The following is a 24,692-nucleotide window of genomic DNA, read 5'->3' as shown; positions in this document are numbered from 1 at the left end:
ACGGTCGGGGGAGGGCGCGATGGAGGCGGCGGTTCCGGCGAGAGCGCGAGGCTACGTGGCCTGTGTCGCCCTGCTCGCCGCGCTCTGTGCCCTGCCCGTGCACGCCACCCGCACGCCCTGGTGGGCGCTGGCCCTGCTCGCCGCGCTGTACGCGGCCTGTGACCACGTCGTACGGCGCCGCTTCGGCGGAACGTTCTACCCCGTGCTGCTCGCCGGCGCCTTCCTGCTGCCGCCGCCCGCCGCCGCGCTGGTCCCGCTGCCGGCCGCCCTGCTCGCCCACGTCGAGCACGGGCCGGTGCTGCTCCGGCGCGTCTGGCGGGCCGCGCAGCCGGCGCTCGCCGTGTGGGCCGCGGCCCGGGTCCACGGGGCGCTCGGCGGCCGGGACGCCGTCGTGGCCCACGCCTTCCCCTACGCCCTCGTGTCCGCGGGGGCGGCCGTGCTCGCCTTCTGCGTGGTGCTCACCGCGCTCGACGGAGGCCTCCTCGCCGCGGGCGTGGGAGTACCGCCCACGCCCTCGAGGCAGTGGCGGAGGGCACCGGTGGGCCGGGCCTGGGGCGGGCTGCTGTCCCGTTCGCTGGCGCCGGTCGCGGTGCACGGGCTCGCCGGGCTGATGATGGCCGTGCTGTGGCGCAGCCGGTACGGTCCGGTCTCCGCGCTGCTCGTGCTGCTGCCGATGTGCGTCTCCTGCTGGGTCTTCGCCCAGTACCACCGGGAGCGCGCCGCCCACCAGGCCACCATCCGCGCCCTGGTGCAGGCCGTCGACATCAAGGACGGCTACACCCGCGGCCACAGCGAGCGGGTCGGCCGGGCCTCGGTGCTGATCGCTCGCGAACTCGGCCTGGACGACGAACGCGTGGAGGTGCTGCGCTTCGCCGGCATCCTGCACGACGTCGGCAAACTCGGCGTCCCCACCCGCCTGCTGCGCAAGGACGGCCCGCTGACCCCCGAGGAGCGGCGGATCATCGAGCTGCACCCGGAGTACGGCCACGAGATGGTCCGCGGGATCTCCTTCCTCGGCGAGGCCCGCGCGGCGATCCTGCACCACCACGAACGGCTCGACGGCAGCGGCTACCCGTACGGGCTGGCGGGCGGTCAGATCCCCGAGTGCGCCCGCGTGGTCGCCGTCGCCGACGCCTTCGACGCGATGACCTCCACCCGGTCCTACAGCAGGGCCCGCCCGGTGGCCGCGGCGGTCGAGGAGCTGGAGCGCTGCGCGGGCAGCCACTTCGACCCGCGCATGGTCACGGCGCTCGTCCGGGCCCTGAGCCGGCACGGCTGGCACCCGGCCGTCACCGCCGACGACGCCCCGCGCACGGTCCCGGCCCAGCAGCCGGCCGCCGGCCGCCGCAGCGGGGCGCACCGGTGACCGCACTGCGGCTCATCCACGCCTGCGCCGCCGTCGCCGCCGCCGTCTGCCTCGCCCGCACCCTGTGGACCGGCATCGCCGACCCGGGCGTCGCGCTCGCCTTCGGCCTGCTCATAGCCGTCGGCGAGCTGACCCGGTGGTCCGGCGCCGGAGCGCGCCGCACCGCGCCGCTGGGCACCGCCGGGTCGCTGTCGTACGCCCTGCTCGGGCCCGACGCCGGGCACCCCACCGGGCACAGCGCCGCACAGGTCGTCACCGTCGTCCTCGCCGCCTCCCTGCTCGGCGGTGTCCCGCACATCTGGTGCGGCCGCACCCCCACCCTCGACCACCTCGCCCGCCGCGTCCTCACCACCGGATTCGCCGCCGTCTGCTTCCAACCCCTCTTCCACAGCGGCGCCTTCCGGAGCTGGGACGGTCCCGCCTACGCCCTGCTGCTCGTGGCGCTGCTCGTCCTCACCGCCCTGTGCGACGCCGTCCTCGCCGCCGCCCTCGCCCACTCCCGCACCCGCTGGCGCTTCGGGCCGCTGCTCCGCGACGAACTGCGCGGACTGCTCGGCATCGGCTCCGCCGTGTGCGCGACCGGCGCGGTGATGGCGCTCGCGGTCGCCGTCGCCGGACTGTGGGCGCTGCCCGTTTTCTGCCTGCCGCTGCTGCTCACCCAGCTCTCGGTCCGCCGGTACGCCGCCGTCCGGGCCACCTACCGGCAGACCATCGCCTCCCTCGCGCGGGCCACCGAGGTGGCCGGCTGCACCCCCGCCGGGCACGCCCGCCGCGTCGCCGCGCTCAGCCGGGCCGTCGGCCGCGACCTGGGCCTGTCCCGCCCCGAGCTGACCGTGCTCGAGTACGCGGCGCTGATGCACGACATCGGCCAGCTCAGCCTGGTCGACCCGGTCCCGGCCGGGGCCACCGCCACGCTGCCCGGCGAGGAGCAGCGGCGCATCGCCCTGCTCGGCGGCGCCGTCGTACGGCAGACCGGGGTGGACGCGGCGGTCGCCACGGTCGTGGAGCGGCAGGCCGACCCGTACCCGGAGCAGCCGCTGGCCGCGCGGATCGTCCGGGCCGTGAACGCCTACGAGGAGAAGGCCCGCGACGCCGGACCCGAGGGCCCGCTGCTGGCCCTGGAGGAGCTGCGCCTGGCCACCGCCGGGGACTACGCTCCCGAGGTTGTCGAATCCCTCGCCCGGGTACTCTCCCAGGCGCTGTCTGACCCTGCGCGTGACGGGGTAACCCATGGGTAATGAGCGCCTTTGAGGCCGTACGTGGTTGGATGCGAGGGAGAGGGTGTCCGGGGGCACAAGCCAGCCCACTGTGCGGAAATGGAACTGGCAGGCGGGAATCGTGAGGATCTTCGGAAAGGGACGACACCGGCCCTCCGCCTCCTGGCGGCAGGCCACCGACCGGGCGTTCACGCTCATCGGCGACGGCCGGTACGAGGACGCGGGCGAGCTGCTGACACGCGCCGCCGACCTGGAACCCTGGCTCGCGGAGTCCTGGTTCAACCTCGCCCTGCTGCACAAGTTCCGGCACGACTGGGAGCAGGCCCGCGCCGCCGGTCTGCGGGCCGTCGCGCTGCTGGACCGGGAGAACGGCGCCCCGGACTGGTGGAACGTCGGCATCGCCGCGACCGCCCTGCAGGACTGGCCGCTGGCCCGGCGCGCCTGGCAGGCCTACGGGCTGCGGGTGCCCGGCGGCGTCGCCGCCGCGGGCGAGCCGCTCGGCATGGAGCTGGGCAGCGCGGCCGTACGGCTCTCCCCGGAGGGCGAGGCCGAGGTGGTGTGGGGCCGCAGGCTGGACCCGGCGCGGATCGAGGTGCTGTCCATTCCGCTGCCCTCGTCCGGGCGGCGCTGGGGCGAGGTCGTGCTGCACGACGGGGTCCCGCACGGCGAGCGCACCACGTCCGCCGGGCACTCCTTCCCGGTGTTCGACGAGATCGAGCTGTGGGCGCCCTCGCCCGTGCCCACCTGGGTGGTGCTGCTGGAGGCGGCCACGGAGGCCGACCGGGACGCCCTGGAACAGCTCGCGGCGGACGCCGGGTTCGCCGCGGAGGACTGGTCGTCCTCGGTGCGGCTGCTGTGCCGGATGTGCTCGGAGTCGCAGATGCCCTCCGACGAGGGCGACGGCGAGCACCTCGACCCCCACGACCACAGTGAACCCGGTCACCCCGGACCGCTCGGACACCGTACCGACGGGCAGCTCTGGGTGCCGGAGCGGGAGTGCGGCGTCGCCGCGCCGGCCTCGCTCGTCCGGGGCCTGCTCGACGGATGGGTCGCGGACAGTCCGGACTCCAGGGACTGGCGCGATCTCGAAGAGGTCTGCTGACCGCCGGCGACCGGCCGCACCGGCCCCGCGAGCCCGGCCCGGCCCGGACGGGAGGGCCTAGGCTGTACCCCGAGAATTCAAGGCTTGCAGGAAGGCATACGTCGGTCATGGCGCAGCAGGACACCGATCAGCAGCACGCGGGCGTGCTCCCCGTCGACGACGAGGGCTACGTCGTCGACACGGGGGACTGCGAGGAGCGCGAGGGGACCTGGCGCGAGCGCGGCACCTCGCGGCCGATCACGGTCGTCGGCAACCCGGTGCTGCACAAGGAGTGCAAGGACGTCACCGAGTTCGGCGCGGAGCTGGACCAGCTGGTCGCCGACATGTTCGCCAGCCAGCGCACCGCCGAGGGCGTGGGCCTGGCCGCCAACCAGATCGGCGTCGACCTGAAGGTCTTCGTGTACGACTGCCCGGACGACGAGGGCGTCCGGCACGTCGGCGTGGTCTGCAACCCGAAGCTGGTCGACCTGCCCGCCGACCGGCGCAGGCTGGACGACAGCAACGAGGGCTGCCTGTCCGTCCCGACGGCCTACGCGCCGCTCCCGCGCCCCGACTACGCCGAGGTGACCGGCCAGGACGAGAAGGGCAACCCGATCAAGGTCCGCGGCACCGGCTACTTCGCGCGCTGTTTGCAGCACGAGACCGACCACCTCTACGGCTACCTCTACATCGACCGCCTGTCCAAGCGTGACCGCAAGGACGCGCTGCGGCAGATGGCCGAGAACGAGCCACGCTACCCCGTGGTCGCCAACGACTGAGCCGCCCGGCCGGAACCCCGGCCACCGCGCAGAGCAGCGACGACGTCCGTCACGACGCCCGTCCGGGACCGGCCCCCGGACGGGCGTCGTTCATTTGTTCGCCAGACGAATCCCGGCAACCAGGGGTGGTGATTGGAGCAAATCCGTTCCCACGGCGGTCAGTTGTGGTGCTGAATGGTAAGTGCGGGGATACGCAACGGCGCACGCCCGGCACGACAAGGAGGGCTGTGCGCGCCTGGCGGCTGAGAGGGGACAGTTCGTGCACGCTTTCTCACACGGCACCACATCGGCGACCTCGGTGGCGGTACCGCCGTCTCTCGCACTTCCGGTGATCGAGGACTCCTTTCCACGACAACTCCACCCGTATTGGCCGAAGCTCCAGGAGAAGACCCGGCAGTGGCTGCTCGAAAAGCGGCTCATGCCGGCGGACAAGGTGCGGGAATATGCCGACGGCCTGTGCTACACCGACCTCATGGCGGGGTACTACACCGACGCCCCCGACGAGGTCCTGCAGGCCATCGCCGACTACAGTGCCTGGTTCTTCGTCTGGGACGACCGCCACGACCGCGACATCATCCACGGCCGGGCCGCCGACTGGCGCCGCCTGCGCCGCCGGCTGCACGCGGCCCTGGACGCGCCCCGGCAGTACCTGGACCATCCCGATCCGGTGGTCGCGGGGCTCGCGGACAGCGTGCTGCGGCTGTTCTCGTTCCTGCCGCACACCTGGAACCAGCGGTTCGCCCGGCACTTCCACACGGTGATCGACGCCTACGACCGCGAGTTCCACAACCGCACCCGGGGTCACGTCCCGCAGGTCGAGGAGTACCTCGCCCTGCGGCGGCTCACCTTCGCCCACTGGATATGGACGGACCTGCTGGAACCCAGCGCCGGACGTGAACTCCCGGACGCCGTGCGGAAAAACCCGGTCTATCGCCGTCCGGCGTTGCTGAGCCAGGAATTCGCCGCCTGGTACAACGACCTCTGCTCGCTGCCCAAGGAAATCGCGGGCGACGAGGTGCACAATCTCGGAATCAGTCTCGTCGCACACCAGGGGCTGACCATCGAGGAAGCGGTCGAGGAAATCAGGCGGCGTGTCGAGGAATGCATCGGTGAATTCGTCGTCGCCGAACGTGAGGCGCTGCGGTTCGCCGACGAACTCGCCGACGACGGCACGGTGTCGGGAAAGGAACTCGGCACCGCCGTCCGCGCCTGTGTCGGCAATATGCGGAACTGGTTCAGCTCCGTCTACTGGTTCCACCACGAGTCGGGCCGGTACATGGTCGACAGCTGGGAGGACCGGTCCACACCCCCGTACGTCAACAACGAAGCGGCAGGTGACCAATGACCGTCGAGTCCGTGAAGCCCCAGACGGCCCGGACGGGCCCCGCGGCCGAACCGCGCGAGGCGCCCCTGGCCGGCGGCGCCGTCCCGTTCCTCGGCCACGGCCTGAAACTGGTCCGCGACCCGCTCGCCTTCATGTCCGGGCTGCGCGCGCACGGTGACGTGGTGCGCCTGAAACTCGGCCCCAAGACGGTCTACGCCGTCACCACTCCCGAACTCACCGGCGCGCTCGCGCTCAGCACCGACTACCGGATCGACGGACCCCTGTGGGAGTCCCTGGAGGGCCTGCTCGGCAAGGAGGGCGTGGCCACCGCCAACGGCCCGCGGCACCGCCGCCAGCGGCGCACCATCCAGCCCGCGTTCCGGCTCGACGCGGTCCCCGCGTACGGGCCGGTCATGGAGGAGGAGGCGCACGCGCTGACCGAGCGCTGGCGGCCCGGCGAGACGGTCGACTGCACCTCGGAGTCCTTCCGGGTCGCGGTGCGCATAGCGGCCCGCTGCCTGCTGCGCGGCGAGTACATGGACGAGCGCGCCGAGCGGCTGAGCGCCGACCTCGCCACCGTCTTCCGCGGTATGTACCGCAGGATGGTCGTGCCGCTCGGACCGCTGTACCGGCTGCCGTTCCCGGCCAACCGTGAATTCAACCGGGCGCTGGCCGATTTGCATCTCCTGGTCGACGAGATCGTCGCCGAGCGGAGGGCATCTGGTCAAAAGCCGGACGATTTGCTGACGGCATTGCTGGAGGCGAAGGACGACAATGGCGAGCCCATCGGGGAACAGGAGATCCACGACCAGGTGGTGGCGATAGTCACCCCGGGCAGCGAAACAGTCGCCTCCACGATCATGTGGCTGCTCCAGGTGCTCGCGGAACACCCGGAACACGCGCGGAAGGTGCGCGCGGAGGTCGAATCCGTGACCGGCGGCCGGCCCGTCGGATTCGAGCACGTCCGCCGCCTCACGCACACCAACAATGTCGTCGTGGAGGCCATGCGGCTGCGTCCCGCCGTATGGATTCTGACGCGGCGCGCGACCACCGACACCACGCTCGGCGGTTATCGCATTCCGGAGGGCGCGGACATCGTCTACAGCCCCTACGCCATCCAGCGCGACGCCCGCTCCTACGGTGACCACCTCGGTTTCGACCCCGACCGCTGGCTGCCGGAGCGGGCCAAGGAGGTGCCGAAGTACGCGATGAGCCCCTTCAGCGTCGGCAACCGCAAGTGCCCCAGCGACCACTTCTCCATGGCCCAGCTCACCCTGATCACCGCGGCGCTCTCGGCGAAGTACCGCTTCGAGCAGGCCGGCGGGTCGGACGACACCACCCGGGTGGGCATCACGCTCCGGCCGCAGAAGCTGCTGCTGAAGCCGGTGCCCTGGTAGGCCGCCCAGGCCGCCGCTGCCGGCGCGCTCAGGCGGCCTCGGGGCCGCGGAACGCGCGCCGGTAGGCGTTGGGGGTCGTGCCGAGGGCGCGGACGAACTGGTGGCGCAGCGCCGCCGCCGTACCGAAGCCGGTGCGGGAGGCGATGGCGTCCATGGTCTCGTCCGTGCCCTCCAGCAACTCCTGTGCCAGCAGCACCCGCTGGCGCAGCAGCCAGCGGTAGGGGGTGGTCCCCGTCTCCTGCTGGAAGCGGCGGGCGAAGGTGCGCGGCGCCATGTGGGCGCGGGCGGCGAGCTGTTCGACGGTCACCTCCTCGCCGAGGTGCCCCTCCATCCACACCAGCACCTCGCCGACCGTGTCGCACGGGGTCTCGGGCAGCGGCCGCTCGATGTACTGCGCCTGACCGCCGTCCCGGTGCGGCGGCACGACCATGCGCCGGGCGATCTTCGTGGCCACCTCCGGGCCCTGCTCCTTGCGCACGAGGTGCAGACAGGCGTCGATGCCGGCCGCGGTGCCGGCGGAGGTGATCACCGGGTCCTCGTCGACGTAGAGGACGTCCGGCTCGATGATCGCCCGGGGATTGCGCAGCGCCAGCTCCCGCGCCTGCCGCCAGTGCACACTGCACCGCCGCCCGTCGAGCAGTCCGGCGGCGCCGAGCACGAACACGCCCGAGCACACGCTGAGCACCCGGGTGCCCCGCGCCACGGCCCGCACGAGGGCGTCGAGCAGCGCGGGGGGATAGTCCCGGGTCACGTAGTCGCTCCCGGCCGGCACCGCGATCAGATCGGCCTCCTCCAGCCGCTCCAGACCGTACGGCGTCGACACGGTGAGCCCGCCGACATGGGTGCTCAGGGCGGGGCCCTCCGCCGAGACGACCGCGAAGTCGTACACCGGCAGTCCCTCGTCACTGCGGTCGATGCCGAACACCTCGCACACCACGCCCAGCTCGAAGGGGTGCACGCCGTCCAGCAGCACTGCCGCCACGTTCCTCAGCATGCTGCCAGTGTGCCCCGAAGCTGGCAGTAAATCGAGGGTGTACGGCAGTACTGCCACTGTCGGTAAGGTGTATCCGGCGCGACAGTGGTGTCATGACCGGAAACCAGATCGAAGGCCTGATCGGAATGCTCGCCACCCTCGGCATCCTGGTCCTCCTGATCCTCCCGTCCGTGCTCGGCATCGCCCGCGACAGGCGGGTCGACCGGCAGCTCAGGGAGGCTCAGGAGGCCCGGGGCGTGGTGAGCCGGGAGAAGGAGGCTCAGAAGTCCTCGTCCAGGTCGACCGTGCCCTCCACGGCCACCTGGTACGCCGACGGGCGGCGCTCGAAGAAGTTCGTCAGTTCCTGAACGCCCTGCAGCTCCATGAAGGAGAAGGGGTTCTCCGAGCCGTACACCGGGGCGAAGCCCAGGCGCGTCAGGCGCTGGTCGGCGACGCACTCCAGGTACTGCCGCATCGACTCGGTGTTCATGCCCGGGAGGCCGTCACCGCACAGGTCGCGCGCGAACTGCAGCTCGGCCTCGACGGCCTCCCGCAGCATGTCCGTGACCTGCCCGCGCAGCTCGTCGTCGAACAGGTCCGGCTCCTCCTTGCGGACGGTGTCGACCACGTCGAAGGCGAACGACATGTGCATCGTCTCGTCCCGGAACACCCAGTTGGTGCCGGTGGCCAGACCGTGCAGCAGACCCCGGCTGCGGAACCAGTAGACGTACGCGAAGGCGCCGTAGAAGAACAGACCCTCGATGCACGCGGCGAAGCAGATGAGGTTCAGCAGGAAGCGGCGGCGGTCGGCCCTGGACTCCAGCCGGTCCAGCTTCTCGACCTCGTTGATCCACTTGAAGCAGAACCCGGCCTTCTCCCGGATGGAGGGGATGTTCTCCACCGCCGCGAACGCCGCCGCCCGGTCGTCCGGATCGGGCAGATAGGTGTCCAGCAGCGTCAGGTAGAACTGGACGTGCACGGCCTCCTCGAAGAGCTGGCGGCTCAGGTAGAGCCGGGCCTCGGGGGAGTTGATGTGCTTGTAGAGGGTCAGCACCAGGTTGTTCGCGACGATCGAGTCGCCCGTCGCGAAGAAGGCGACCAGACGGCCGATCAGATGCTGCTCGGCCGGCGTCAGCTTCGCGAGGTCGGCGACGTCCGAGTGGAGGTCGACCTCCTCGACGGTCCAGGTGTTCTTGATGGCGTCCCGGTAGCGCTCGTAGAAGTCGGGGTAGCGCATCGGGCGGAGAGTCAGCTCGAAGCCCGGGTCGAGCAGGTTCTTGGCTTCGCTGGTCATCACTGGCAGGCCTCGCAGGACTCGGGGTTCTCAAGGGAGCAGGCGACCGCGTCGGGGTCGGCGATCTGCTGCACGGGGACGGTGGCTCGGGTCTGCGCCCGGGCGGCGCGGGCGATCCTCGTCGCCGGGCGCGAGCGCAGGTAGTACGTCGTCTTCAGCCCGGACTTCCAGGCGTACGCGTACATCGAGGAGAGCTTGCCGATGGTCGGCGTCTCCAGGAAGAGGTTCAGCGACTGCGCCTGGTCGAGGAACGGGGTGCGGGCGGCCGCCATGTCGATGAGGCCGCGCTGCGGGATCTCCCACGCCGTGCGGTACAGGTCGCGGACGTCCTGCGGCACCCAGGTGAAGCCCTGCACCGAGCCGTTGGACTCGCGCAGCGCCTCACGGGTCTGGGCGTCCCACACGCCGAGCCGCTTGAGCTCGTCCACCAGGTAGGAGTTCACCTGGAGGAACTCGCCCGAGAGCGTCTCGCGCTTGAACAGGTTGGACACCTGCGGCTCGATGCACTCGTACACGCCCGCGATGGACGCGATGGTGGCCGTGGGCGCGATGGCCAGGAGCAGCGAGTTGCGCATCCCCACCTCGGCGATCCGCGCCCGCAGCGCCGCCCAGCGCTCCGGCCAGGTGAACTCGACGCCGTAGTGGTCGGGGTGCAGCACGCCCTGGGCGGTGCGGGTCTTCCGCCAGGCCGGCAGCGGGCCGTTGCGCTCGGCGAGGTCCGCGGATGCCTCGTACGCGGCGAGCATGATCCGCTCGGCGATCCGCGTGGACAGCGCCCTGGCCTCGGCGGAGTCGAAGGGCAGCCGCAGCTTGAAGAAGACGTCCTGCAGGCCCATCGCGCCCAGGCCCACCGGACGCCAGTTGGCGTTCGACCGGCCCGCCTGCTCGGTCGGGTAGAAGTTGATGTCGACCACGCGGTCGAGGAAGGTGACGGCCGTGCGGACGGTCTCGTCGAGCCGCTCCCAGTCGAGGTCGCCGGCCGCCGTGTCCACGAAGGCGCCGAGGTTGACCGACCCCAGGTTGCACACCGCGGTCTCGCCGTCGTCGGTGACCTCGAGGATCTCGGTGCACAGGTTGGAGGAGTGCACGACGTGGCCCGCGGTCGCCGTCTGGTTGGCGGTGCGGTTGGCGGCGTCCTTGAAGGTCATCCAGCCGTTGCCGGTCTGCGCGAGGGTGCGCATCATGCGGCCGTACAGGTCCCGGGCGGGCATCGTCTTCCTCGCGAGCCCGGCGGCCTCCGCCCTGCGGTACGCGGCGTCGAACTCCTCGCCCCACAGGTCGACCAGCTCCGGCACGTCCGCCGGGGAGAACAGCGACCACCGCTCGTCGGCGTCGACCCGGCGCATGAACTCGTCCGGGATCCAGTGCGCGAGGTTCAGGTTGTGCGTACGGCGGGCGTCCTCACCGGTGTTGTCCCGCAGCTCCAGGAACTCCTCGATGTCGGAGTGCCAGGTCTCCAGGTACACCGCGGCGGCCCCCTTGCGCCGGCCGCCCTGGTTCACCGCGGCCACCGAGGCGTCCAGCGTCTTCAGGAAAGGCACGATCCCGTTGGAGTGCCCGTTGGTGCCCCGGATCAGCGAACCGCGGCCGCGGATGCGGGAGTAGGACAGGCCGATGCCGCCGGCGTGCTTGGAGAGGCGGGCGACCTGGTGGTACCGGTCGTAGATGGAGTCCAGCTCGTCCAGCGGGGAGTCGAGGAGGTAGCAGGACGACATCTGCGGATGCCGGGTGCCGGAGTTGAAGAGGGTGGGGGAGGAGGGCAGGTAGTCGAGCCGGCTCATCAGGCCGTACAGCGCGGCGACCTCGTCCACGGAGCGGGCGGTGTCGTCCTCGGCCAGGCCGGCGGCGACGCGCAGCATGAAGTGCTGCGGCGTCTCGATCACCCGGCGGGTGATGGGGTGGCGGAGCAGGTAGCGGCTGTGCAGCGTGCGCAGGCCGAAGTACCCGAAGCGGTCGTCGGCCGCCGGGTCGACCAGCGCGTCGAGCCGTTCGGCGTGCAGCCGCACGAACTCCGCGGTGCGGTCGGCGACGAGACCCTCACGATGGCCGACGGCGACCGACCCGGTGAAGGACGTGACGCCCTGCGAGGCGGCCTCGGCGCGGATGGAGACGGTCAGCAGCCGGGCGGCCAGCCGGGAGTAGGCGGGGTCCTCGGAGATCAGTCCGGCGGCCGCCTCCGTGGCCAGCTCGCGCAACTCCGCCTCGTCGGCCCGGGCGGACCGGCCGCGCAGCGCGGCGGCGGCGACCCGGCCGGGGTCGGCGTCGGGGAGGTCGGCGGTCAGCTCGGTCAGGGTCCGCAGCAGTGCGGCACCGGGACCGTCGGTCTCCACCGGGGCTCCGCTCGCCGGGGTGGCTGAAGCCGGGTCGGCTGGCGCGATGGTCACGTGGGGCTCTCCCTCGCTCGGCACGGGGCCTTGCGGAGGGCAGGGGGCAGCGCGAGCGCGCACGGCGTCGCGTCCCCGGCCCATTCCACGAGGCCCGGACGTCGATGAGCACCCGGACCGGACGGCCGGGCGCGTGCTGCCGGCAGGTCCTCGGACTGAACAGGCGTGCGGAGACACGCGAGTACACCGTTGCGGGACAGTTCCGGATTCGCACCGGATTCCCCTGCGGCGACAGCGAGCATGAGCATACATCTAGTGCCGGGCCGTCGTGTCACCCCCACATGTTGTGCCTGTTGCGTGTTGCGACGGCTCCGCAGTGTCAACTCGCACGACAGCGGGCCGCCGGGGGAGGTGCCCTCGGCGGCCCGCTGCGGGTGGTCCGTGACCGGTCGCGCTAGTGGGCGCTTCCCGCGGTGGCGGGCGGGAGCTCCACCTCGACGCCGGGGTCGCCCGCGTCCGCCGTGTAGTCCTCCGGCCGGGTCTCGTCGAGGCCCTCCGGGGCCTTCACGGCCTTCAGGACGAAGGTGAGCACCACGGTGACCACGACATTCAGCACGAACGCGGTGAGGCCGATGTAGCCGATCTCCCCGATGCCCGGGATCTCCTTCGCGGAGCCGCCGAAGTGCTTCTGGGTCGGCGAGGCCACCCCGTACGCGGCGAGCGTGCCGTACACCATGCCGACCGCCCAGCCGGCGAGCAGCGCCCAGCGGTGGAACCAGCGGGTGAACAGGCCGCCGACCAGGGCCGGGAAGGTCTGCAGGATCCAGATGCCGCCCAGCAGCTGGAAGTTGATGGCGACCGTCTTGTCCATCGTCAGGACGAAGACCAGCGCGCCCACCTTCACCAGCAGCGACACGATCTTGGAGACCCGGGTCTCCTCCTTCGGCGTGGCGTCCGGCTTGATGAAGTCCTTGTAGATGTTGCGGGTGAACAGGTTCGCCGCCGCGATGGACATGATGGCCGCGGGCACCAGCGCGCCGATGCCGATCGCCGCGAAGGCCACGCCCGCGAACCAGTCCGGGAACATGTTCTCGAAGAGCTGCGGGATCGCCAGCTGGCCGTTGGTGACCTTCACCCCGGCCGCGATCGCCATGAAGCCGAGCAGGGCCAGCAGGCCGAGCATCAGCGAGTACAGCGGCAGGATCGTGGTGTTGCGGCGGATCACCTCACGGCTCTTGGAGGACAGGGTCGCGGTGATCGAGTGCGGGTACATGAACAGGGCGAGCGCGGAGCCGAGCGCCAGGGTGGCGTACGTCCACTGGCCCGCCTCCGGCGGTGCGAGCGCGCCGCGCGGCTTGCCGGTGGCCGGGTTCACCTGGCTGAAGGCGTCACCCGCCTTGGCGAAGACGTCGTCGAACCCGCCCAGCTTGATCGGGATGTAGATGATCGCCACCGCGATGACGATGTAGATCAGCGCGTCCTTCACGAACGCGATCAGCGCGGGGGCGCGCAGACCGGACGAGTAGGTGTACGCGGCCAGCACGCCGAAGGCGATGAGCAGCGGCAGGTCCTTCACGAACCAGTTGGTGTTCTCGCCGCCGCCGACGCCCATCACGTCCAGCACCGCCTGGATGCCCACGAGCTGGAGCGCGATGTACGGCATCGTCGCGAGGATGCCGGTGACCGCCACGGCCAGCGACAGGCCCTTGGAGCCGAACCGGCCGCGCACGAAGTCCGAGGTGGTGACGTAGCCGTGGCGGTGCGAGACCGACCACAGGCGGGGCAGGAACGTGAAGATGAGCGGGTAGACGAGGATCGTGTACGGGACGGCGAAGAAGCCGGCCGCGCCCGCCGCGTAGATCGCCGCCGGCACGGCGACGAAGGTGTACGCCGTGTACAGGTCGCCGCCGAGCAGGAACCAGGTGATCCAGGTGCCGAACGACCGTCCGCCCAGGCCCCATTCGTCCAGGGAGTGCTCGTTGTCGGCCCTGCGCCAGCGTGCGGCCATGAAGCCCACGACCGTGACGGCCAGGAAGAAGAAGATGAAGACGCCGAGTGCGACGCCGTTGACGCCGTCCTTCACTTCGCCGCACCCCCGCTCCGGGCGCCGCGGGCGCGCTGGTCACGCTGCCACAGCTGGTACGCCAGCATCGTGAGCGCGGTGGAGAGCAGCACCCACAGCATCTGGTACCAGTAGAAGAACGGGATCCCGATGAAGGCGGGGTCCGTCTTGGAGTACGAGCCGACCCACAGCATCGCCACGAAGGGCGCGACGAGACACAGCCCGATGATCACCCGGACCGGCGTCACCACCGGTGGTCTCACTTCTTGCGTTTCGGACATGCCACGGCTCCGTCCCCTCGCTGATCACCTGTGTAATGCGCAGGCAATCTAGGTGACGCCGTCACGGCAGCGGAAGACCTCGTCCGCATATCGGCATATCGATTTCGCGTGCGGAGCGTGAAGGTTCTTCGCCGGTCAGTCCTGGGGGCGCTTCAGACGGGCGACGAACTTGTACCGGTCGCCCCGGTAGACGGACCGCACCCACTCCACCGGCTGGCCGCCGCGGTCCAGCGAGTGGCGGGAGAGCATCAGCATCGGCAGGCCCACGTCGGTGCCGAGCAGACCCGCCTCGCGCGGCGTGGCCAGGGAGGTCTCGATGGTCTCCTCGGCCTCGGCGAGGTGGACGTCGTAGACCTCGGCGAGCGCGGTGTACAGGGACGTGTACTTCACCAGCGACCGCCGCAGCGCGGGGAAGCGCTTGGCCGACAGATGGGTGGTCTCGATGGCCATGGGCTCGGCGTTGGCCATGCGCAGCCGCTCGATGCGCAGTACCCGGCCGCCCGCCGTTATGTCGAGGAGCTCGGCGAGCCGGTCGTCGGCGGTGACGTACCCGATGTCCAGCAGCTGGGAGGTGGGCTCCAGGCCCTGGGCGCGCATGTCCTCGGTGTAGGAGGTCAGTTGCAGCGCCTGGGACACCTTCGGCTTGGCGACGAAGGTGCCCTTGCCCTGGATGCGCTCCAGCCGGCCCTCGACGACGAGCTCCTGCAGGGCCTGCCGGACGGTCGTGCGGGAGGTGTCGAACTCGGCCGCCAGCGTGCGCTCCGGCGGGACGGGCGTGCCCGGCGCCTGCGTCTCCGTCATGTCGAGCAGGTGCTTCTTCAAGCGGTAGTACTTGGGCACGCGCGCGGTACGGACGGTCGTGCCGGCCTCGTGCTCCGCACTGCTGACGTCGGTGCTCATGCTCTGCCTTCCCGGCTCCGGGTGCCGAAAGCGACCGACCGACCGTCGGCCACGGCTCACATCGTGGCACGGCTTCGTGTGTCGGGCTCCACCCGCACGCTCCGTGATCTCCTCTGTATACCGGCGCACCCCCTGCTGGTCTAGTCCAGCGGCCCCGGCGGCAGGCCTGGGGCACGCCGGGGCGGGTGGGCCGGACGCTCCCTATATGCCCTGCCAGTCCGGCTTGTGGGCGTAGGTGTGGCGGAAGTAGTCGGCCAGCTTGAGCTTGGACGCGGCGGCCTCGTCGACGACCACCGTGGCGTGCGGGTGGAGCTGGAGCGCCGAGGCCGGGCAGACGGCCGCGACCGGTCCCTCGACGGTGGCGGCGACCGCGTCCGCCTTGCCCTCGCCGGTGGCCAGCAGCACCAGGTGGCGGGCCTCCAGGATGGTGCCGATGCCCTGGGTGATCACGTGGTGCGGCACCTGCGCGATGTCGCCGTCGAAGAAGCGCGCGTTGTCGATCCGGGTCTGCTCGGTCAGCGTCTTGATCCGGGTGCGCGAGGCGAGCGAGGAGCACGGCTCGTTGAACCCGATGTGCCCGTCCGTCCCGATGCCGAGGAGCTGCAGGTCCACGCCGCCCGCCTCGGCGAGCGCGCGGTCGTAGGCCTCGCAGGCCGCCTGGACGTCCTCGGCGGTGCCGTCCGGCCCGATGAAGGCCTCCATCCCGATGCCGAGCGGTTCCAGCACCTCCCGGCGCAGCACCGAGCGGTAGGACTCGGGGTGGTCGGCGGGCAGCCCCACGTACTCGTCGAGCTGGGCTATGCGCGCCCCGGAGGTGTCCACCGCACCGGAGCGCCACTTGAGCGCCAGTGCCTGGTAGACGGGCAGCGGAGTGGAACCGGTGGCCACACCGAGCAGCGCGTCGGGCTTGCGTCGCAGCAGCTCGGCCATGGACTCGGCGATCAGCTCGCCGCCCGCCGCGGCGTCCGGGACGATGACAACTTCCACGCTGGGCCTGCCGTTCTCAAGAGGGCTTGAAGTCTGGGAAACGTGCCATGTGGTTTAGACCAATCTAACAGAATGCGCGGTCGCGGGCAGAGGGGTGCGAGCCGCACGTCTTGTTTTCTAGCGATCGCTACATTAAAACTGTACTACGCGGCACGGACCTTTCTCTAGGGATCGCTATAGAATGCACTCCATGGTGACGGGTCAGGAGACGAACGCGCAGGCCAGGCCGTCGAGATCACGGGGGCGCCCGCGCTCCTTCGACCGGACGACCGCCCTGGAGAAGGCGCTGACCGCCTTCTGGCGGAACGGCTACGAGGCGACGTCGGTCTCCGATCTCACCCGGGTCATGGGCATCGGCGCCCCGAGCCTCTACGCGGCCTTCGGCGACAAGCGGACCCTGTTCGAGGAGGTCGTCGAGGTCTACGCCGGCACCCATGGCGCCTTCGCCGACCGGGCCCTCGCCGAGGAGCCCACCGCCCGGGCCGCCGTCGAGCGCATCCTGCGCGAGGCCGCCGCCCGCTACGCCGACCCCGAGCACCCTTACGGCTGTCTGGTCGCGCACGCGGCCACCAACTGCACGAGCCCCGAGGTCGAGGGGCTGCTGCGGGACCGGCGCGGCGCGTCCCTTGCGGCCCTGGAGTCCCGCGTCCTGGGCGACGTGGCGGCCGGCCTGCTGCCCGCCGGCACCGACGCCGCGGCCCTCGCCCGGCATACGACCGCGGTGCTCCACGGCATGTCCCAGCAGGCCCGGGACGGCGCGAGCCAGGCGCAGCTCCGGGCGCTCGCCGAAATTGCCATGGTTATCTGGCCCCGCGGCTGAGCCGGTCGGGCTAGGCTGCGTGGCATCGCGTGCCGTCTGGACGCATGCTCTCGCGCTCATGGACACGCGCTCGTGGTCTAGTCCACAATGCCTGGGGGGATTCCCCCGGAAAACTGAACAGCTTCCGCCCTCCCCGCACAGGAGGGCGGACCGAGGACCCGGTGCTCTCTGCCCTGACTGCCCCGGCTCCTCGGCCTTCGGCCGGCCGGGACCGCACACCCCGCGGCCGATGATGCTCCGGGCTGCGGTGCCGGAAGGGTTGAGGGTCCCTTCCAGGCGCCGCGGCCCGCGGGTGTTTTTCGGTCACCCGTGCGGCCCCGGGTACGCTCGCATCGTGCCCTCCATGAACGAACTCGTACGCCAGCACACGGCCCTCGACGACTCCGACCTCGAGTGGCTCCACCTGCTGGTCTCGGAGTGGCAGCTGCTCTCCGACCTCTCCTTCGCCGACCTGGTGCTGTGGGTCCCGACCAGTGACGGCACCCGGTACGTCTCGGTCGCCCAGATGCGCCCCAACACCGGCCCGACCTCGTACCAGGACGACATGGTCGGCCACCTCGTCCCGCGCGGCCGGCGGCCCATGCTGGACGCGGCGCTGGACGAGGGCCGGATCGTGCGCGAGGGCGACCCGGAGTGGCGCGAGGAGGTCCCCGTCCGGGTCGAGTCCATTCCGGTGCGGCGGGCCGGCCGCGTCCTCGGCGTCATCGCCCGCAACACCAACCTGCTCACCGTCCGCACCCCGAGCCGGCTGGAGCTGACCTATCTCCAGAGCGCCTCGGACCTCGCGCAGATGATCGCGGCCGGCTCCTTCCCCTTCCCGGACCAGCAGGTCGACATGGACGCCTCGCCGCGGGTCGGCGACGGACTGATCCGGCTGGACGCGGACGGCACCGTCCAGTACGCCTCGCCCAACGCCCTGTCCGCCTACCACCGGCTCGGCCTCGCCGCCGACCTGGTCGGTCACCACCTGGGCCGGACCACCGCCGAACTCGCGCCCACCCGGGGGCCGGTGGACGAGGCGCTCGCCAAGGTGGCGAGCGGCTGGGCGCCGCGTGAGTTCGAGATCGAGGCCCACGACGGGGTCATCCAGTTCCGGGCCATCCCGCTCAAGCCCAAGGGCACCCGCATCGGTTCGCTGGTGCTGTGCCGGGACGTCACCGAACTGCGCCGCCGCGAGCGCGAGTTGATTACCAAGGACGCGACCATCCGGGAGATCCACCACCGGGTGAAGAACAACCTGCAGACCGTCGCGGCCCTGCTCAGGCTGCAGGCCCGGCGCATCGAGTCCGAGCGCGGCCGGGAGGCGCTGGAGGAGGCCGTCCGCCGGGTCGGCTCGATCGCGATCGTGCACGAGACGCTCTCCCAGAACCTGGACGAGCGCGTGGAGTTCGACGACATCGCCGACCGGGTGCTCGCGATGGTCGCCGAGATCTCACCGGGCAAGGTGACCGGCCGGCGCAGCGGGCGCTTCGGCATACTCGACGCCGAGGTCGCCACCCCGCTGTCGATGGTGCTCACCGAGGTGCTGCAGAACGCCCTGGAGCACGGCTTCCGCGAGGGCGACACCGGCACCGTCGAGGTCTCCGCGGTCCGCGGCGGCACCTCCAAGGAGGCCCGCCTGCTGGTCACCGTCCAGGACGACGGCGTCGGCCTGCCCGAGGGCTTCGACCCGCACCGCTCGGGCAACCTCGGCCTGCAGATCGTACGGACGCTGGTGGAGGGCGAGTTGGGCGGAACCTTCGACATGGTCCCGGCGCCGGAGCGGGGGACCCGGGTGATCCTCGACATCCCGGTGCGCGCGCAGAAGTGAGCCCGCTCGTCCCCGAACAGCATTGAGCCCCGGACCACTTGGTGATCCGGGGCTGAAGCTCGAAGCTATGCGCATCGGGGGTACTGCGCGCTGCGGCTCGGGGGCGGGAGATGCGTACGCGGTGTACGCGCCGCCAAGCTCAGGCTGTCATCGGGGTGGGGATGTCAGGCGGAGGCCTGACGAGCCCGGTTGCGGGCGGCGCGGCGCTTCATGGCGCGGCGCTCGTCCTCGCTGAGACCACCCCAGACGCCGGAGTCCTGACCGGACTCGAGCGCCCACTGCAGACACTGATCCATAACGGGGCAGCGACGGCAGACGGCCTTGGCTTCCTCGATCTGCAGCAGCGCAGGACCGGTGTTGCCGATGGGGAAGAAGAGCTCGGGGTCTTCCTCGCGGCAAACGGCGTTGTGACGCCAGTCCATGGCTGCTACCTCTCCTTGGTATTACATGCACGTTGCTTGTGAATGTGAACGCTTTCACGAATCCCTCAACAAGTGAAGGGCCGACCGCCGAGTCTTCCCCGGCGTGGTCCTTGGTTTGTAGAGGGGTTCCGGTGATCAGTGGAGGCCGTTCCTGCGGGCCGTCCCGATCGCCACGTAGAGACTCGCAAACCTCAGCGGCGGATACAACCCCTTCCGGAAAGTTTTTTTTGATTCCTCGGTGTCGACTGGGTCACAGCCGTACTTCCATGGGGTGGATCCTGGCCTAAACGTTCGAGTGAAAGGACTTTCGCCTCTTCCGCTCACACAATCACACGCAGTGCGCGGCGTACGCCTGTGAACGTCACGCTCGTACGCAGCCCCAGGTGGTCACCGTCCATCTGAAGGGGCAGCGGCACCTTCGAATGCAAGGTGAACCGGTCCAGGTCGTGCAGTGAGACGGCATGCTTCCCATGGGGTCCCCGCTCGGGGGACGAAGTGAGCAACTGGGTGCCATACCGGGCAACCGCGGCCGTGGACAGACGGCTGAGACCCAGTACGTCGAGGCCCGTGTCGAACGAGGCCTTAGGTGACGTGTACATCGGGCGATTGCCGAGATACGTCCACGGGGACGTGTTCGAGGCTATGGCGACCACGAGATCGGTGACCGGATCCGCACCGGCCCGTTCGAGCGTGATCGTGCCGTGCCGGCGGTGCTGCTCGCCGAGGAACTGGCGCATCACCTGGCGGACGTACAGCGCGTGCGTCGACTTCTTCCCGCGCTCGCGCTGCTGCTCCACCCGGCCCACCACACCCGCGTCGAACCCGAGACCGGAGTTGAAGGTGAACCAGCGGGCCGGCACCGACTCGTCCTCGGTGCCGGGCGTACCCGAGGTCAGGCCCAGGCCGACGACCCGCTGGCTGTTCTCGCGCAGGGCGTCCAGCAGAGCGCCGGTGGCCTCGACCGGATCGTTGGGCAGACCCAGCGCACGGGCGAAGACATTGGTGGAGCCGCCCGGCACCACGGCGAGACCGGGCAGCCGGTCCGGGTCGGGGCCCGCGTGCAGCAGGCCGTTGACCACCTCGTTGACGGTGCCGTCGCCGCCGAGGGCCACGACCATGTCGATGTCCGAGCTCTGCGCGGCCTGCCGGCCCAGGTCGCGGGCGTGGCCGCGGTACTCGGTGGTGACCGCCTCGAGCTTCATCTCGCTCGCCAGCGCGTGGATCAGCACATCACGCCTGCGTGCGCTTGTGGTGGTTGCCGCCGGATTGACCACGAGAAGTGCACGCATGGACTGCAGCGTACCTACTGGGGGGTACCCGGCCCAGACCGAGGTAGGGATCCGGTAAGAGGAGGGGACGTGAGCCTGCCCACGCGGGCCCTCGGACCGGCGGCCCGCGCCCGGCACCTCCCCGGCTGCCGTGGGTGGCCGGCGGATACCCTTCAGGGGTGAGCAGTGAGCAGAACTCCGCCCCGGACACCGCCGAAGCCCCCGCGGGCGCCGGGCCGCGCCCGCGCCGCCTGACCTGCGCGGCCGCGCTGACCGCGCTGGAGGGGGCCGCCCTCGTGATCGGCGGCGTGTGGATCCTGGTCCTCGCGCTCACCGGCGCCCCGGACGACCGGCAGCAGGCGGTGACCGGCGGGATCACCCTGCTCGTACTGGCGCTGCTGCCGCTGCTCGCCGCGCGCGGCCTGCTGCTGCGGCGCGGCTGGAGCCGCGGACCGGCGGTGATCACCCAGCTCATGGCCCTGCCGGTGGCCTACAACCTGCTCCAGGCCGACAGCATGGCCATCCCGGGCGGCATCGCGCTCGCCGTCGTGGCGGTCGCCGCCCTGGTGCTCCTCGTGAGCCCCGCGACGACCCGGGCGCTCGGGATCAGGGGCCCGGGCCGGGCCGAGTAGGCGGCCCGCTCGGTCCGGTCACTCGCGGCGCCCGGATCAGGCGGACCCGGTCACTCCTCGACCAGCAGCTTCTCCCGCAGCTGGGCCAGGGTGCGGGCCAGCAGCCGGGAGACGTGCATCTGGGAGATGCCGACCTCCTGCGCGATCTGCGACTGGGTCATGTTCCCGAAGAAACGCAGCAGCAGGATCCGCTTCTCGCGGGGCGGCAGGTCCTCCAGCAGGGGCTTGAGGGACTCCCGGTACTCGACGCCCTCCAGCGCCTCGTCCTCGGCGCCGAGCGTGTCGGCCACCGCGGGGGACTCGTCGTCGGTGTCGGGGACGTCCAGGGACAGCGTGGAGTACGCGTTGGCGGACTCCAGGCCTTCCAGGACCTCCTCCTCGGAGATGGCCAGCTTCTCGGCCAGCTCGTGGACGGTGGGCGAGCGGCCGTGCAGCTGGGACAGCTCTGCGGTGGCCGTCGTCAGCGCCAGGCGCAGCTCCTGCAGCCGGCGCGGCACCCGGACCGCCCAGCCCTTGTCGCGGAAGTGCCGCTTGATCTCGCCCACGACGGTCGGGGTGGCGTACGTGGAGAACTCCACGCCGCGCTCCGGGTCGAAGCGGTCGACGGACTTGATCAGGCCGATCGTGGCGACCTGGGTGAGGTCGTCCAGCGGCTCGCCCCGGTTGCGGAAGCGGCGGGCGAGGTGCTCGACGAGCGGCAGGTGCATACGGACGAGCTGGTTGCGCAGTTCCGCGTACTCCGCGCTGCCCGCGTTCAGCCCGCGCAGCTCGAGGAACATGGCACGCGCCCCGCTGCGGTCCTGGGGATCGCGACGGGTGGCGTGCACGGCCTCGGCGCCCACCGCGTCGTCCTCCGCGTTTCGCTCGTGCTCGCTCATCGTCCCGCCCGTAGCCCTTCCCCGAGCCCCCGCCCCCGCGCGGGCGGCGGACCCGGATCCGCCGCGCGCCCCGGGAGGCGCGCTCTGCACGGCACCGTCGCCGGCGGCCTCCGCGGAGTCGTCCTCCGGGTGCGGCCTGGCCTGCTCGGGGATGCCGTCGACGCCGTCCGCCATGCGCCGGGCGCCGTCCGTGGGGCCTCGGCCCTCCGCCGGCAGCTCCCGTGTGCCGCGCTCTTCGTCCCGCACCGGCCCGTCCCCGTTCCTCACGCCGGCCCGGGGCCCGCGCCGCGCTGTTTGTAGAGGCTGATCGACACGGTCTTGTCCTCGTCGACGGCGGACGAGACCTTCCCCGCCAGCGCCGAGAGCACCGTCCAGGCGAAGGTGTCCCGCGAGGGGGCGTGGCCGTCGGTGGTCGGCGCCGACACCGTGACCTCCAGCGAGTCGTCGACGAGCCGGAAGACACAGCTGAGCACGGAGCCGGGCACGGCCTGCTGCAGCAGGATCGCGCAGGCCTCGTCCACGGCGATGCGCAGATCCTCGATCTCGTCCAGGGTGAAGTCCAAGCGGGCCGCCAGACCGGCCGTGGCCGTCCGCAGCACCGACAGGTAGGCACCCGCAGCCGGCAGCCGGACTTCCACGAAGTCCTGGGTCGCGGGCTCGCCTGCGATCTGGGACACCCTCACCTCCATGGTGGTACAAGCTTCACGGGGCCGAGGGTCGCCCCCCGGGGTAACGCGTACGTGGTTCCGCGGTGACGCTATCGCGCTCCGAACGTTTCTGTCCCCGGGGCCCCAACCCCCTGGCGTCACTCACAGTAAAGCTGCGAATACGCTCCGTGTCTAGAGGGTCTGCGAGCCCAAATGGGAAGAGCGCGCGCCGGGTTGACGTACCCCGGCGTCACACGCCCGAACCGCGTCGGCGGCGGCCGCTCACTGAAGTGTCACACGAGTACGTGGTCGACGAAGCACCAGCGCCAGTCCTCGCCCGGCTCGAAGGTCCGCATCACCGGGTGACCGGTCTCCGTGTGGTGCCCCGTGGCGTGCCGTCCCGGCGAGGAGTCGCAGCAGCCGATGTGGCCACAGGTCAGACAGAGCCGCAGCTGCACCGGATGCGTGCCCTGCGCGAGACACTCCGGGCACGTCTCGCTCAGCGGCTCGGGCTGGGGGTGCGGCAGCGCGTCGGAGTGCGTGCACTGTTTCATGATTGCCAGGTTACGACGGGCGCGCGGTCGGCCGCGCGGAAAAACGAGGGTGGGCGAGGACCATGGACGTGATGCCGCTGCTCCTGCTGGTGGCGGGGAGTGCCGCGGTCGCGGGGGCGGCCCGGCGTACGCCGCTGCCGGCGCCCCTGCTGCTGGTGGCGGTCGGCCTGGCGGTCTCCTACATCCCCGGCGTGCCGGACTACCGGCTCGACCCCGAGGTGGTCCTGCCGCTCGTGCTGCCCCCGCTGCTGTACACCTCGGCGAGCGACAGCTCCTACCTCGACCTGCGCGCCCAGCTCAGGCCGGTGGCGCTGCTGTCGGTGGGGTACGTGCTGTTCGCGACCGTCGTCGTCGGCTGGGCCGCCTACCTGGTCATCCCAGGGATGCCGCTGCCCGCCGCCCTGGTGCTGGGCGCGGTGGTGGCGCCGCCCGACGCGGTCGCCGCCACGGCGGTCGCCCGCCGGGTCGGGCTGCCGTCCCGGATCACCACGATCCTGCAGGGGGAGTCGCTGCTGAACGACGCCACCGCGATCACCGCCTACAAGGTGGCGCTGGCCGCCGCCATCGGTGAGGGCGCCACCTGGGCGGGCGGCATCGAGGAGTTCCTGATCGCGTCCGTCGGCGGTGTCGGCGTCGGCCTGCTGCTCATGGCGCCGCTGCACTGGCTGCGCACGCACCTGAAGGAGCCGCTGCTGCAGAACACGCTGTCCCTGCTCATCCCGTTCGTCGCCTACAGCGTCGCCGAGCAGGTGCACGCCTCCGGCGTCCTCGCGGTCGTGGTCGTCGCCCTCTACCTCGGGCACCGCGCGTGGGAGGTCGACTTCGCCACCCGGCTCCAGGAGGACGCGGTGTGGAAGATGGTCGCCTTCATCCTGGAGTCCGCCGTGTTCGCCCTGATCGGCCTCCAGCTCCCGGTCGTCCTCAGGGGCCTCGGCGAGTACGAGGGCGTCACGGCCGCCTGGTACGCGGTCGTGGTCTTCGTGGTCGTCGTGCTGGCCCGGTTCATCTGGGTCTACCCGGCGGCCTTCGTGCCCCGGATGCTGTCGGAGCGGATCAGGACCCGGGAGGAGAACCCGACCTGGCGGGGGGCGATGGTCACCTCGTGGGCCGGGATGCGCGGAGTGGTCTCCCTCGCCATCGCCTTCTCCATCCCGCTGACCGTGCACGGCGGCCATCCCTTCCCGCAGCGCAACCTGATCCTCTTCCTGACCTTCACCACCGTCATCGGCACTCTGGTCCTGCAGGGGGTGACCCTGCCGCCGCTGATCCGCCTGCTGAAGTTCCCCAGCCGCGACCGGCGGGCCGAGACGCTGGCCGAGGCCAACGCCCAGGCGCAGGCCTCCCGGGCCGCGGAGAGCCGCCTCGAGGAACTCCTCGCGGACGAGCGCAACGCCCTGCCGCCGCCGCTCGCCGACCGCCTGCGCTCGGTGCTGGAGCGGCGCCGCAACGCCGTCTGGGAGCGGCTCGGCCAGGTCAACCCGGTCACCGGCGAGTCCGTCGACGACACCTACCGCCGGCTGTCCCGCGACATGATCAGCGCCGAGCGCGAGGTGTTCGTGCGGCTCCGCGACCACCGCTACATCGACGACGAGATGCTGCGCGCGCTGCTGCGCCGGCTCGACCTGGAGGAGGCGGCCGCCTACCGGGAGGCCGCCTAACGAGGCCGCCCGGATCGC

The 24,692-nt window shown here is 71.3% G+C and carries 23 protein-coding genes and 1 riboswitch; of the genes, 11 read left to right on the top strand and 12 right to left on the bottom strand.

What is annotated here, in order from left to right; all coding sequences use genetic code 11:
* Positions 1 to 19: 19 nt before the first annotated feature.
* From ACFYU0_RS33290 to ACFYU0_RS33265, 6 genes are all read left to right on the top strand, one after another.
* Positions 20 to 1,366, top strand: coding sequence for an HD-GYP domain-containing protein (locus ACFYU0_RS33290; RefSeq protein WP_389306040.1), 1,347 nt, complete (start codon positions 20 to 22; stop codon positions 1,364 to 1,366).
* Entirely contained in the window at positions 1,363 to 2,604 is a 1,242-nt protein-coding gene (locus ACFYU0_RS33285; RefSeq protein ID WP_351662613.1) for an HD domain-containing protein, read from the top strand. The genes ACFYU0_RS33290 and ACFYU0_RS33285 overlap by 4 nt, the downstream gene beginning before the upstream one ends.
* Before the next feature lie 100 nt (positions 2,605 to 2,704).
* Positions 2,705 to 3,685 carry a hypothetical protein gene (locus ACFYU0_RS33280; RefSeq protein ID WP_351662616.1) on the top strand — a complete coding sequence of 327 codons (981 nt, stop codon included), beginning with the start codon at positions 2,705 to 2,707 and terminating at the stop codon, positions 3,683 to 3,685.
* 107 nt (positions 3,686 to 3,792) lie between these two features.
* On the top strand, positions 3,793 to 4,443 hold the full coding sequence (def, locus tag ACFYU0_RS33275; protein WP_351662619.1) for a peptide deformylase: 651 nt from the start codon (positions 3,793 to 3,795) through the stop codon (positions 4,441 to 4,443).
* A 259-nt stretch (positions 4,444 to 4,702) separates the two neighbouring features.
* A complete protein-coding gene (gene cyc1 / locus ACFYU0_RS33270) occupies positions 4,703 to 5,788 on the top strand; it encodes an epi-isozizaene synthase (RefSeq protein WP_351662621.1) in 1,086 nt (361 codons plus the stop codon).
* Positions 5,785 to 7,164: a cytochrome P450 gene (locus tag ACFYU0_RS33265; RefSeq protein WP_351662624.1), complete on the top strand. Its 1,380-nt coding sequence runs from the start codon at positions 5,785 to 5,787 to the stop codon at positions 7,162 to 7,164. Before cyc1 ends, ACFYU0_RS33265 begins: the two co-directional genes overlap by 4 nt.
* A gap of 28 nt (positions 7,165 to 7,192) precedes the next feature.
* Here the strand turns inward: ACFYU0_RS33265 and ACFYU0_RS33260 are convergent, their stop codons facing one another.
* Positions 7,193 to 8,158 carry a helix-turn-helix domain-containing protein gene (locus ACFYU0_RS33260; RefSeq protein ID WP_389306036.1) on the bottom strand — a complete coding sequence of 322 codons (966 nt, stop codon included), beginning with the start codon at positions 8,156 to 8,158 and terminating at the stop codon, positions 7,193 to 7,195.
* Between the two features lie 92 nt (positions 8,159 to 8,250).
* Between ACFYU0_RS33260 and ACFYU0_RS33255 the strand changes: the two genes are divergently transcribed.
* Positions 8,251 to 8,505 (top strand): hypothetical protein, encoded by a 255-nt coding sequence (locus tag ACFYU0_RS33255; protein ID WP_351662629.1) that lies wholly within the window; start codon positions 8,251 to 8,253, stop codon positions 8,503 to 8,505.
* On the opposite strand, the gene ACFYU0_RS33250 is transcribed toward ACFYU0_RS33255, so the two are convergent.
* The 6 genes from ACFYU0_RS33250 to nagB all read right to left on the bottom strand — a co-directional run bounded on the left by ACFYU0_RS33250 (position 8,418) and on the right by nagB (position 15,985).
* Positions 8,418 to 9,431 carry a ribonucleotide-diphosphate reductase subunit beta gene (locus ACFYU0_RS33250; RefSeq protein WP_351662632.1) on the bottom strand — a complete coding sequence of 338 codons (1,014 nt, stop codon included), beginning with the start codon at positions 9,429 to 9,431 and terminating at the stop codon, positions 8,418 to 8,420. The two genes, ACFYU0_RS33255 and ACFYU0_RS33250, sit on opposite strands and share 88 nt — an antisense overlap.
* Positions 9,431 to 11,815 (bottom strand): ribonucleoside-diphosphate reductase subunit alpha, encoded by a 2,385-nt coding sequence (locus ACFYU0_RS33245; protein ID WP_351662635.1) that lies wholly within the window; start codon positions 11,813 to 11,815, stop codon positions 9,431 to 9,433. The genes ACFYU0_RS33250 and ACFYU0_RS33245 overlap by 1 nt, the downstream gene beginning before the upstream one ends.
* A gap of 123 nt (positions 11,816 to 11,938) precedes the next feature.
* A riboswitch (cobalamin riboswitch) is annotated at positions 11,939 to 12,098 on the bottom strand.
* Between the two features lie 111 nt (positions 12,099 to 12,209).
* Positions 12,210 to 13,838 carry a monocarboxylate uptake permease MctP gene (gene mctP, locus ACFYU0_RS33240; RefSeq protein WP_351662638.1) on the bottom strand — a complete coding sequence of 543 codons (1,629 nt, stop codon included), beginning with the start codon at positions 13,836 to 13,838 and terminating at the stop codon, positions 12,210 to 12,212.
* Positions 13,835 to 14,098: a DUF3311 domain-containing protein gene (locus ACFYU0_RS33235; protein WP_351662640.1), complete on the bottom strand. Its 264-nt coding sequence runs from the start codon at positions 14,096 to 14,098 to the stop codon at positions 13,835 to 13,837. The genes mctP and ACFYU0_RS33235 overlap by 4 nt, the downstream gene beginning before the upstream one ends.
* Positions 14,099 to 14,233: 135 nt before the next feature.
* A complete protein-coding gene (locus tag ACFYU0_RS33230) occupies positions 14,234 to 14,998 on the bottom strand; it encodes a GntR family transcriptional regulator (protein WP_351662643.1) in 765 nt (254 codons plus the stop codon).
* 201 nt (positions 14,999 to 15,199) lie between these two features.
* Entirely contained in the window at positions 15,200 to 15,985 is a 786-nt protein-coding gene (gene nagB / locus ACFYU0_RS33225) for a glucosamine-6-phosphate deaminase (protein WP_351662646.1), read from the bottom strand.
* 190 nt (positions 15,986 to 16,175) lie between these two features.
* On the opposite strand from nagB, the gene ACFYU0_RS33220 reads away from it, so the two are divergent.
* Together ACFYU0_RS33220 and ACFYU0_RS33215 are read left to right on the top strand one after the other, a co-directional pair.
* Positions 16,176 to 16,805, top strand: a complete 630-nt coding sequence (locus ACFYU0_RS33220) for a TetR/AcrR family transcriptional regulator (RefSeq protein WP_389306031.1) — start codon at positions 16,176 to 16,178, stop codon at positions 16,803 to 16,805.
* A 343-nt stretch (positions 16,806 to 17,148) separates the two neighbouring features.
* The gene (locus ACFYU0_RS33215) at positions 17,149 to 18,615 is read left to right on the top strand and encodes a PAS domain-containing sensor histidine kinase (RefSeq protein WP_351663005.1); all 1,467 of its coding nucleotides are present in this window, start codon (positions 17,149 to 17,151) and stop codon (positions 18,613 to 18,615) included.
* Between the two features lie 164 nt (positions 18,616 to 18,779).
* On the opposite strand, the gene ACFYU0_RS33210 is transcribed toward ACFYU0_RS33215, so the two are convergent.
* Both ACFYU0_RS33210 and ACFYU0_RS33205 read right to left on the bottom strand, forming a co-directional pair.
* Positions 18,780 to 19,037, bottom strand: a complete 258-nt coding sequence (locus ACFYU0_RS33210; RefSeq protein WP_006142322.1) for a WhiB family transcriptional regulator — start codon at positions 19,035 to 19,037, stop codon at positions 18,780 to 18,782.
* Between the two features lie 320 nt (positions 19,038 to 19,357).
* Positions 19,358 to 20,326: a diacylglycerol/lipid kinase family protein gene (locus ACFYU0_RS33205; RefSeq protein ID WP_389306029.1), complete on the bottom strand. Its 969-nt coding sequence runs from the start codon at positions 20,324 to 20,326 to the stop codon at positions 19,358 to 19,360.
* A gap of 158 nt (positions 20,327 to 20,484) precedes the next feature.
* Between ACFYU0_RS33205 and ACFYU0_RS33200 the strand changes: the two genes are divergently transcribed.
* On the top strand, positions 20,485 to 20,937 hold the full coding sequence (locus tag ACFYU0_RS33200) for a hypothetical protein (protein WP_389306027.1): 453 nt from the start codon (positions 20,485 to 20,487) through the stop codon (positions 20,935 to 20,937).
* A 50-nt stretch (positions 20,938 to 20,987) separates the two neighbouring features.
* Here the strand turns inward: ACFYU0_RS33200 and ACFYU0_RS33195 are convergent, their stop codons facing one another.
* The 3 genes from ACFYU0_RS33195 to ACFYU0_RS33185 form a co-directional block, all read right to left on the bottom strand.
* Positions 20,988 to 22,082: an RNA polymerase sigma factor SigF gene (locus ACFYU0_RS33195; RefSeq protein ID WP_351662657.1), complete on the bottom strand. Its 1,095-nt coding sequence runs from the start codon at positions 22,080 to 22,082 to the stop codon at positions 20,988 to 20,990.
* Positions 22,079 to 22,492: an anti-sigma regulatory factor gene (locus ACFYU0_RS33190; protein WP_004925829.1), complete on the bottom strand. Its 414-nt coding sequence runs from the start codon at positions 22,490 to 22,492 to the stop codon at positions 22,079 to 22,081. The genes ACFYU0_RS33195 and ACFYU0_RS33190 overlap by 4 nt, the downstream gene beginning before the upstream one ends.
* Positions 22,493 to 22,755: 263 nt before the next feature.
* Positions 22,756 to 23,016 (bottom strand): UBP-type zinc finger domain-containing protein, encoded by a 261-nt coding sequence (locus ACFYU0_RS33185; protein WP_250403376.1) that lies wholly within the window; start codon positions 23,014 to 23,016, stop codon positions 22,756 to 22,758.
* Positions 23,017 to 23,078: 62 nt separating this feature from the next.
* On the opposite strand from ACFYU0_RS33185, the gene ACFYU0_RS33180 reads away from it, so the two are divergent.
* Positions 23,079 to 24,674 carry a Na+/H+ antiporter gene (locus ACFYU0_RS33180; protein ID WP_389306025.1) on the top strand — a complete coding sequence of 532 codons (1,596 nt, stop codon included), beginning with the start codon at positions 23,079 to 23,081 and terminating at the stop codon, positions 24,672 to 24,674.
* The last annotated feature ends 18 nt before the right edge of the window (positions 24,675 to 24,692 follow it).

This window comes from Streptomyces sp. NPDC003720, from assembly GCF_042875075.1.
Lineage (GTDB): Bacteria > Actinomycetota > Actinomycetes > Streptomycetales > Streptomycetaceae > Streptomyces.
The sequence above is the reverse complement of the archived record's forward strand: the minus strand, read 5'-3'. Positions and strand labels throughout refer to the sequence as shown.